Below are 8,499 nucleotides of genomic sequence, written 5' to 3' on the forward strand. Positions count from 1 at the left end.
CCCCCCGCCAGCCCTATCGGGTCATAGGAACGATCCCGACGTCATCGTACTTTTTGGCACGCTACCGCCCGCACCGTTACTGGCTTCCCGGCTAGAACCTGTTACTCTTTTAACATCTACGCAACACGACAGCCCCGACGTGCGTTTTTTCGTCTTCACGCAGTATAACGGCACCACCGACTCCCGTTAACCCCTTGTTTTCGTTACTGCGTAACACTGGCTGTTCCGGCTCCGGCCTCGGCACTCCGGCAGCCCCACCGCCGGGGGGACGGGGCCGGATTGCGGGCGCGGGTGGCAGAGAACCCGCAAGCGACGCCCTGCGGCGCTCCGATGCACCAGGCGGCATGGACGCTCCCGGCCTGCATGACAACGCTGCGCTTTCCTGTTTAGCTGCCGTTGCACGTTGCCTATGACCAGCAAGGGCTTGCATGACCACGCCGTTTAGCCGCCGTTGCACGATGCCTGTGAGGGATCCGGCTTTGCATGACCGCTACCTATCACGCCGGGCGGGACCGCTACTTGTGAGGCACCGGAGGTTGAGGCGTGTGGGAGGCTTGCATGACCACACCGTACCAGGGTGGGGAGCGTGAGCTGGCGAGACGGTAAGGAGTGACACGCTTCTTTACCGCGGGGCACGACCCGGCGTAGCCAGATTGCGCTGGGCGGGCATCAACGCTTTCAGCGGAGGCCTTTGGCCGACCTCCCCTTAGCCGTTGACCTTGGCCAACAACACCGCACTCACCCCGCCAGGGATGGCGGCACACCCCGTCGTCCAGGTGCGCACCGGTGCCAACAGCGGCGGGAGTTTACGAGCGGCGCGCCACGCCGGGCCAGGAGGCCGACTGCGGGGGCGCAAGACATAATGCGGATTATACGCATACGGGCCGCTTGTCGGGGGCTAGGTCGCCTTGGTGGCTCGCCGGGGCGGGTGCGGATAATCCCCCCGCATTATGTTTAATGGACGCAAGCCGGGAACCCAACATGCAGAGAACACCACAGCCTAACCCCGGTGCGCGGCCATTTACCCCCGCACACGCCGATGCCAACACAGGCAGGCGGGAGCCAGGGAGGGCGAGCGGCTGCCTGGGGCTCCCTCCGCCGATCTCACAGGCAGCGGGCAGGCGATGTACTAATGTCGTGACAGGAACAACGCCGTAGTCAGCTATTCCTCTTCCGTTGACAGCGCGCTTTCGTAGTCCTGTCCACCGTAGTAAATACCTAACACACTCACTCGTTGAGCCTCCACCACGAAGGCGATGACTGTCCGCTTGCGGTAGTGGGTCACCCGCAGCCCGGGTAAGATATCATCACGCGGGTTTCCCCGATGTGGGAACTGCTCCAGAGCCTCACAGTATTCCACGATGTTCTCTGTGTAACTCAAGGCCGTCTGTGGTGTAGCAGCATTGGCGATATAGCGGTAAAGCGCGGCAAGTTGCTCTTCCGCTTGCGCTGAGAACACCACCTCGTACTTCATCAGCTTTCTCCTGTCGCTTTTTTGTGCTCGCCTTTCAGCCGTGCTCTGATATCCCCCGCGCTAACGCCTGCTGACTGACCATTTTTCAACGCATTCCAGGCAGGAACTACCTGATCATGCAGCCATTTCTCCACGGCCTGGTCACGTGCTATCAACGCCCTGAGCCCCTCTCGGATCACCTCACTTTCCGAGGCATATTCACCGCTGGCGACTCTGGCTTTTATTTGCGCAGCCATTTCATTCGGCAAGGTGATACTCATCTGTTGTGTCGTTCTCATCACTTAACCTCATCGCTTATCTGAGTAGGATTTAATCATACTCGCTCTTTTTCTGACTGTCAGGTTTCCTATCAGGTTCTTCGTTGTCCGGCGGCTTGTCCTTTCTCGGCTGCACCGCACATTCCGCCGGATGCGTTCGCTCATGCACCGCTTTCAGTTGCCCTATCGCCACCCGTGTATACACCTGCGTCGTCTCCAGCTTCTCATGCCCCAGGATCGCCTGGATGTGTCGCGTATCCGCGCCGTTCTCCAGCATCTGCGTCGCCATCGCGTGCCGGAACAGGTGGCAGGCTCCGGCCTTGTTTAGCTGTGCATCCTCCCGGATCGCCCGGCCCGCTATCTCTGTCAGCGTGGCACGTTTCAACCCGGCTCCCTTCACCGTCACGAACAGGTGGCCGCTGTCATGCCGCTGCGTCAGTTGGGGCCGGACTGCATTCAGATAGCGCTGTACCCAGGCCAGCGCCCGATAGCCTACCGGCACCACCCGATCTTTTCGCCCCTTGCCCTGCCGCACCACCAACACGCCCCGCCCGGCGTCGATATCCGCCAACAGCAGGTTGGCCAGCTCCATCCGCCGTAGCCCGGTGCTCCACAGCATTTCCAGCACCGCGCGGTTACGCAGCCCCAGCGGCGTCTCATCATCCTGCGCCGCCAGCACCGCCTCCATATCTTCTTCACTCAGCACCTGCGCCGGTAGTCGTTTCTCGGCCTTCGGCAGCGTCAGCTGCTCCGCCGGGCTGTACAGGATATGGTGCCGTTTCAACAGCCAGCGCAACAGCATTTTGATGGCCGAGAGCCGGTTCAGTTGTCCGCTCTGCGCCAACGGTTTGCCATCCGGCTTGCGGTAGCTACGCAGATAACGCTGGTAACCTTCCAACACCACCAGGCTCACCTGCGGCGCGGTCATCACCCCGCGCTGCTCGCACCAGGTCACGAACGGCAACAGCCGCTCCTGGTAACCCTCCAGGGTGCGCGGGCTATAACCGCCGGCTTCCAGGTGATTCAGATACAGTGTGGTGTGTTGGCGTAACGTGGTCAGGGCTGAGGGGGACTTCATGGTGGGCGCTCCTTGCCAGGATAGGCGGTGGTGTTGAAGGGACTGTGACTACGGTATCGGGGGACATCTTTCGGGCTGGAACCACGTTTATGGCACCGGTTCGACCTGCGGCCCGCAAGCCCTTGTCCGGCGTGGCCTGAGAGGGATTCTTCTAACCAGACCTGGCCCCGACTTGAGGCAGACTTGACCTCGACTTGCTCGCTACAGACCCAGACTTGCGGATATCGTAGTCCAGGTTTCATCGCTCAGACGTTAGCCCTTACGGGCTGTCGCGGATGCGATTGGCGTTATGATTACGATGCGTCGGCTTTTCTTTCACCGGAACCGTATTTTTGGCCTTGCCGCGACTTGCCACCGGTAACCCCTTGCCCGGCCTGCCCTGAGCGGTTTTCACCTTCCCAGACTTGGCCTCAACCTGGGCCAGACTTGACCCCGACTTGCCATTCACTGACCCAGACTTGCGTGAGTCATATTCCTCTTTTTTAGCCGCTTCCGGCACATCGATCAGCCCGCACAGGTGCGCATCGTCTGGCGTCTGCCCGTCCCACAGCAGTTCGTACTGCAACAGGTGGCCCCGGCTTCCGCCGTGGATCAACAGGTACTCCATGTCACTGAGCCGCTGGCAGTGCAGTTTGAGCTGGCTGTCACTCCAGTTCGTGGCGTTGCGGATATCCCGCCGCGTGAACCGCACCTCGCCCGGCCGCTTGTTCTGCGCCAGCGCCAGCTGCGCCACCATGCCTTTAACCAGCAACAACAGCTTGCGCGTCTGCGGCGGCATCTCGTCCAGGGTGCGCCCCAGGATCTCATGCGCCAACCGATTCGCCAGCGCGATGTCCTCCCGCGTCACCTCGATATACTCAACCACCTCGCCTCGATGCTCGACCCGCTTTACCTCCCGCTGGTACTGGTGCAGCAGCGCTATCGACTGGATCAGGGTGAGGTACTTCATATGGTCGCGCCGGGTGCGGGTTTTATCGCTCATGAACGTGAGTTGCGAGGCGAACGGATTGACCACGTTCAGCGGCCTTAACAGCCGTTGGGCATTCTGGTGTAGCGCGGTGAGGTAGCCTTTTTCGCTCTCGGCCAACAAGCCTTCCAGCGTCTGGGCGTAACGCTGCCGGGCATGGATCGCCTCGGTCTGCTCGCGCGATTCGTTCACCGTCAGCACCAGACAACGGTTTAACAACTCCTCGTCCACGTCGATCGCCGTGGTGGTCAGCATCAGCATCACCGGCCCTTTGACGGTATATTGCTTGGTGACCAGATTGCCCGTCGCCTCGTCCTTGCCGGTGGAGGCTATCGTTAGCTCCCCCTCCGACTGCAACAGCTTGAGCGCATAGGCCGCTTGCCGCACCCCTTCCTCTTCCGCTATCGCCAGGATCTTGTGCTGGAGATTGGTTTCACCCAGGTAGTACAGGCTTTGCCCGGTCATCGCCGAGTATTGCAGCCGTTCCTCTGGCGGGATCAGGTTTAGCACCGCATCCATCAGCGACGACTTGCCCGCCGCACTGGACGACTGGATCAGCACTGCCAGGGGCCGATCCAGTTTGCGACTCACCGCCGCCAGGTAACCCGCCACCAGATTGGTGGACTCCCCCACCACCCCACAGGCGGCCAGATCGGCGATGATACGCCCGATCAGATCCGGATCTTGCAGCAACGCCAGCGCGGCCGCTTTCTCGGCTTCATCCAGCTCCGGCCCGCCGTCCTCGGGTTCTGGCGCGTTCTGCTGTTGTTCCAGCACCCACAACACCCGCCCCAGCGCCTGCTTGAGCTGGCCTTCAGCCGTCCCCAGCTCGGCGGCGGCCATCCGGGCATAGCCCGCCCGACTGCGGGCGCTCATCATGTCCACGCTGTCCGCGAACATCACACCGCTGACCGTATCGATCACCTGCGCATTGATCTTCATGGCCCCGCCGCCCGCTTTCACCTGCGCCAGCCCCCGGATGCGCCATTGCTGCCCCGGCAAGCCGATCTCCAGCTCACCACCAGGCAAGGTTTCAACCACCACGCCAGGCTCGGCAGGGGCAGCAGCTAAAGAAGGGACGGTTTCCGGCCCCGGCACGGTCTGGTGCTGATGTTTTCCCTCGACGACCTGCACGGGTTCCCCCATCGGCACAGCCGACTCGATCAGCAGCCGGAACGCCATGTCCGGCTCGGCCACCTGGCACAGATAGCCATTCGCATCCATGCCCGCCGGGAACACCACCCGGAACGTCTCAACCCCCAGCCCGGCAAGCCGGGCCGCCAGTTTCACCGCCGCTTCATTACCCGCCGCGTCGTTATCGAAGGCGATCAACACCTGTTTGGTGCCGTACTGTTGCAGCGCTTGCACATGGGCCGCCGTGAAGCCGTTCACCCCGTAAGCCGCCGTGACATTGCGGTGACCGGCCACCCAGAAGCTCATGGCATCGATCAGCGATTCGCACAGGATAACCACTTGGCTGGCCTGCAACGCCGCTTCGTTCCACACCCCGCCATGCGCCCCCGGCAGATACAGATGTAACGGCGTGCCACTGCGTAGCCCGGATGTGATTTTGCGCCCGTACATCTCACGGATCTGCCCGTTCAGATCGATCACCGGCACCACTAACGATCCGGTAAAGTGCTCGTGACCGGTGTCACGCATGATCCCCGCATCCTTGAGCCGGGCGCGGATCTTCGCCCCGGCCTGCACCTGCTTGATTGGCAGACGATAGGCCAACGTCCGGTTGGCGAAGCCCAGCCGGAACTGCGCGACTAACTCAGGATGGTTGAGGCGACGTTTCTCCAGATAGGCCACTGCCTCCGGGGCATTGAGCAAGGTGTGATGGTAAAACTCCACCACCCGGTTAAGCAGCGCCTGGCGGCCCGCCTCGTCCTCTTCCAGGATCTCCGGCTCGTCCTGGGCGACCAGGGGTGCCACAACCGGGTTTTCGCCCAGCTCACCGCGCAGCCGCTCCACCGCCTTGCGCAGACTCAGGCGCTCGGTGTGCATCACCCAGTCCAGCACCGAGCCGCCCGCATCGCAGCCGAAGCAGTGGTAAAGGTTCTTGCCCGGCGACAGCACCATTGACGGGGTTTTCTCGTCATGGAACGGGCACAGCACCGTAAAGTTTTTGCCCTTCTTGAACACTTGCCGACCTTGCGCCCGTACCACGGCAACCAGGGAGACAGCGGCTTTCAGGTGTTGCAGTTCTGCTTCAGGGATACGGGCCATCACTTCGCTCCTTTAAAACCTTGTCAATGGACATATGTGTAGATTATAGTATCTATACATTATGCGATTTGCAACAGGCAACTAAAAAAGGAGACGCTACAATGCGACACATCGAGTCATTGTGTGCAGGTATGGATATGTCAGCGTTTGCAGAACGTCTTCGGTTGTTGCGTGAAGCCCGTAATCTCAGCCAGGTGCGCCTGGCCGAACTCCTGGGGGTTGATCCCAGGGCCTATAACCGCTGGGAGAAAGGCGCAACCGCGCCCCATCTCGATACGGTGATCAAGATCGCTGACGTGCTACAGGTCACGCTGGATGAGCTGGTTGGCCGCAAGGCCGTATCGGAAGAGGTGAAGGTGCGTAACCACACCTTACATGCCTTGTGGCAGAAGGCCGATCTGCTGCCAGATACCGATCAACAAGCGTTGATCACCGTGCTGGACAGTTTTGTTAAGAAGGCAATGGTAGAACAGGTGATGAACATCAGTAACAAGCGTTAACACAGGCGCGGCGGCAATGGGTTCGCACCCCACTACCGCCGCTCACCACAACAACTATTCGAGGTAGTTATCATGGCTAAGCGTGATTCTAAGTCAGGCACCACCGTAAATAAAGCACCCAAGACAACACGCCGCTACACCGTGGGCTATTCGCCCAACCGAGGTATCAAGAAGCCCGCGCCCCAGCTGCTTATCAAGGGGTATTGGCTGGAAGAACTGGGTTTTTTAACCGGCCAGCCGGTGACGGTAAATATCGAACAAGGAAGATTGACTATTCAGGTGGAGGGAAGCGTATGAACGGGACTCATATTATGCAGACAACCACTGGCGGATTTATTACTGAGCTGATTATTGATGGCAGGGATATTATCAAGGCAGGATTTGTGGCGGGGGCTTTATTTAAGATAGAACCGTACCAGGACGGGCTGATAATAACATTGATTTCTGATGAGAGAGAGATTGAGCGGTTATTATTGGACGTGGACGCTCGCCCATATATTGACGTGGGCTGGGTACGGGATAGCGGTGAACTGTATCTGGCGGGGGACTGGCTGACGCAGTGTGGCCTGACAGGGCAACCGCTGGCGATCAGCGTAATGCCTGGTCAGGTGGTGATTCAGCAAGGGTAACGTATTAGCATTACAGCAGATAAAAAATAACCGGGAAGATCCAACGATGATCTTCCCCGCTTTTATTTATGGCAGCTTTCTAGCTGTTTTTTTAGTGGCTAACGGTTTCCAAGAGATTAATACTCCTGCCTCACCAAGATACCTATTTATATCGTCGAGTTCAGTATCCTCAACGGTCCATAGCCACAGATTATTGCTTAACACTTCAAGGGAACCATGCTTTTCATCACTTGATATCCACTCTTTCAAGTTAATATTTTCGATAACAATATCAAGATGATGACTATTAATCATATTAATAGGATACACCATTCTTAACATTGTATCTTTATAACGCTCTTGGCCTTTAAACCTACCTGGGCATTCTCTTTTAAATAAAGATGCGTTTTCATATTGATATATATTAACCATATTATCACCAGTGGCATAATAGAACGCTTTGGTGACTTTATCACTACAGTACTTAATACCATATGAATATGGCATACTATCAGGCAATGAACTTAAAAATTCAGTTGTAGACTTGGAGTCATCAGCTACACTTGGGTATTGCACATCAATATAATTGAAGCCACCGAACTCATTGGTCATATAACCAAAAGATGCATTCCACGGCTGAGCATCTTTCTGCTCTGAGTATATTCTAAAAGCGGTTACCGCATTATTATTTATTTTTTCCTTTAAGTCAGGGAATGATATTTCTATGATGTCGTGATCGCCTGGATGATCACCATTTTTTAACATCTTATAATATCCAGCACCAGTAATAGGCATACCAATATCGATAAATAGCTTCTCACCTAGTTCGCACGCAGTTTTTGCGTCTATACTCTCAGTGTTATATACAGCCATTCCAGAATACATATATTCCTCTTATATTCCTGAAATTAAGTTATCTAATGCTGACTTCATATCTCGCGCATTAAATGGATGTTCAAGGACAAGAACTTCACCTTGCTTATTCAATGGCAGGTTATTCATTGCAGTATCATTACGACTCGTAAGTGTTGGCAGCTTTTTACCCATATCTGTTTTAGATGCCAATTCTATAGCGTGAACTTTGCCATTCATATCAATAGCCATAACATCAGGTCGTCGTCCGGATATTCCCTTGCCATTAGCAAAGCTATATGACCTATTTAAATAAACCTCTTTAAACTTACCGCTCATAGCTAATTTATTAGCTATAACTTCAGAGAACTGATCGTGACCAGGGGTTCCATCTTTTTGGCCTTTACCAAATATCTTTGTTCCATTCACTTCACGCATTGGGCATGCAGCTAACCCGTATGGGTCTGCCCATGTCAGCGGGTTATGTACATAAGCATACGGGTTAACTCCCCCCGCCAGCCCTATCGGGTC

The 8,499-nt window shown here is 56.7% G+C and carries 10 protein-coding genes; 3 read left to right on the top strand and 7 right to left on the bottom strand.

The window, feature by feature from the left end:
* Nucleotides 1-706 precede the first annotated feature (706 nt).
* From AC6HVW_RS24950 to AC6HVW_RS24970, 5 genes are all read right to left on the bottom strand, one after another.
* Nucleotides 707-856 carry a hypothetical protein gene (locus AC6HVW_RS24950; RefSeq protein ID WP_497569727.1) on the bottom strand — a complete coding sequence of 50 codons (150 nt, stop codon included), beginning with the start codon at nt 854-856 and terminating at the stop codon, nt 707-709.
* 306 nt (nt 857-1,162) lie between these two features.
* Nucleotides 1,163-1,474, bottom strand: a complete 312-nt coding sequence (locus tag AC6HVW_RS24955) for a type II toxin-antitoxin system RelE/ParE family toxin (RefSeq protein WP_497569728.1) — start codon at nt 1,472-1,474, stop codon at nt 1,163-1,165.
* Nucleotides 1,474-1,752, bottom strand: coding sequence for a type II toxin-antitoxin system ParD family antitoxin (locus tag AC6HVW_RS24960; RefSeq protein ID WP_497569729.1), 279 nt, complete (start codon nt 1,750-1,752; stop codon nt 1,474-1,476). Before AC6HVW_RS24960 ends, AC6HVW_RS24955 begins: the two co-directional genes overlap by 1 nt.
* A gap of 31 nt (nt 1,753-1,783) precedes the next feature.
* The gene (gene xerC, locus AC6HVW_RS24965; RefSeq protein WP_497569730.1) at nt 1,784-2,809 is read right to left on the bottom strand and encodes a site-specific tyrosine recombinase XerC; all 1,026 of its coding nucleotides are present in this window, start codon (nt 2,807-2,809) and stop codon (nt 1,784-1,786) included.
* A gap of 259 nt (nt 2,810-3,068) precedes the next feature.
* The gene (locus AC6HVW_RS24970) at nt 3,069-6,008 is read right to left on the bottom strand and encodes a CHC2 zinc finger domain-containing protein (RefSeq protein ID WP_497569731.1); all 2,940 of its coding nucleotides are present in this window, start codon (nt 6,006-6,008) and stop codon (nt 3,069-3,071) included.
* Between the two features lie 137 nt (nt 6,009-6,145).
* Between AC6HVW_RS24970 and AC6HVW_RS24975 the strand changes: the two genes are divergently transcribed.
* The 3 genes from AC6HVW_RS24975 (at nt 6,146) to AC6HVW_RS24985 (ending at nt 7,137) form a co-directional block, all read left to right on the top strand.
* On the top strand, nt 6,146-6,508 hold the full coding sequence (locus AC6HVW_RS24975; protein WP_254612031.1) for a helix-turn-helix domain-containing protein: 363 nt from the start codon (nt 6,146-6,148) through the stop codon (nt 6,506-6,508).
* A 72-nt stretch (nt 6,509-6,580) separates the two neighbouring features.
* Complete coding sequence (locus AC6HVW_RS24980; RefSeq protein ID WP_497569732.1) at nt 6,581-6,805, top strand: SymE family type I addiction module toxin; 225 nt, start codon at nt 6,581-6,583, stop codon at nt 6,803-6,805.
* Nucleotides 6,806-6,819: 14 nt separating this feature from the next.
* On the top strand, nt 6,820-7,137 hold the full coding sequence (locus AC6HVW_RS24985) for a SymE family type I addiction module toxin (RefSeq protein WP_497569733.1): 318 nt from the start codon (nt 6,820-6,822) through the stop codon (nt 7,135-7,137).
* A 66-nt stretch (nt 7,138-7,203) separates the two neighbouring features.
* Here the strand turns inward: AC6HVW_RS24985 and AC6HVW_RS24990 are convergent, their stop codons facing one another.
* Together AC6HVW_RS24990 and AC6HVW_RS24995 are read right to left on the bottom strand one after the other, a co-directional pair.
* Entirely contained in the window at nt 7,204-8,001 is a 798-nt protein-coding gene (locus tag AC6HVW_RS24990; RefSeq protein ID WP_497569734.1) for a hypothetical protein, read from the bottom strand.
* Between the two features lie 9 nt (nt 8,002-8,010).
* On the bottom strand, nt 8,011-8,499 hold a 489-nt coding region (locus AC6HVW_RS24995; protein WP_497569735.1), incomplete at its 5' end, for an RHS repeat domain-containing protein.

Source organism: Serratia sp. NCCP-200 (assembly GCF_059697885.1).

Excerpts from the sequence above, each read along its gene's own strand:
- AC6HVW_RS24990 (WP_497569734.1), bottom strand. The coding sequence starts at position 8,001 with ATGTATTCTGGAATGGCTGTATATAACACTGAGAGTATAGACGCAAAA.
- AC6HVW_RS24985 (WP_497569733.1), top strand. The coding sequence starts at position 6,820 with ATGCAGACAACCACTGGCGGATTTATTACTGAGCTGATTATTGATGGC.
- AC6HVW_RS24960 (WP_497569729.1), bottom strand. The coding sequence starts at position 1,752 with ATGAGAACGACACAACAGATGAGTATCACCTTGCCGAATGAAATGGCT.
- AC6HVW_RS24970 (WP_497569731.1), bottom strand. The coding sequence starts at position 6,008 with ATGGCCCGTATCCCTGAAGCAGAACTGCAACACCTGAAAGCCGCTGTC.
- AC6HVW_RS24955 (WP_497569728.1), bottom strand. The coding sequence starts at position 1,474 with ATGAAGTACGAGGTGGTGTTCTCAGCGCAAGCGGAAGAGCAACTTGCC.
- AC6HVW_RS24975 (WP_254612031.1), top strand. The coding sequence starts at position 6,146 with ATGTCAGCGTTTGCAGAACGTCTTCGGTTGTTGCGTGAAGCCCGTAAT.
- AC6HVW_RS24980 (WP_497569732.1), top strand. The coding sequence starts at position 6,581 with ATGGCTAAGCGTGATTCTAAGTCAGGCACCACCGTAAATAAAGCACCC.
- xerC (WP_497569730.1), bottom strand. The coding sequence starts at position 2,809 with ATGAAGTCCCCCTCAGCCCTGACCACGTTACGCCAACACACCACACTG.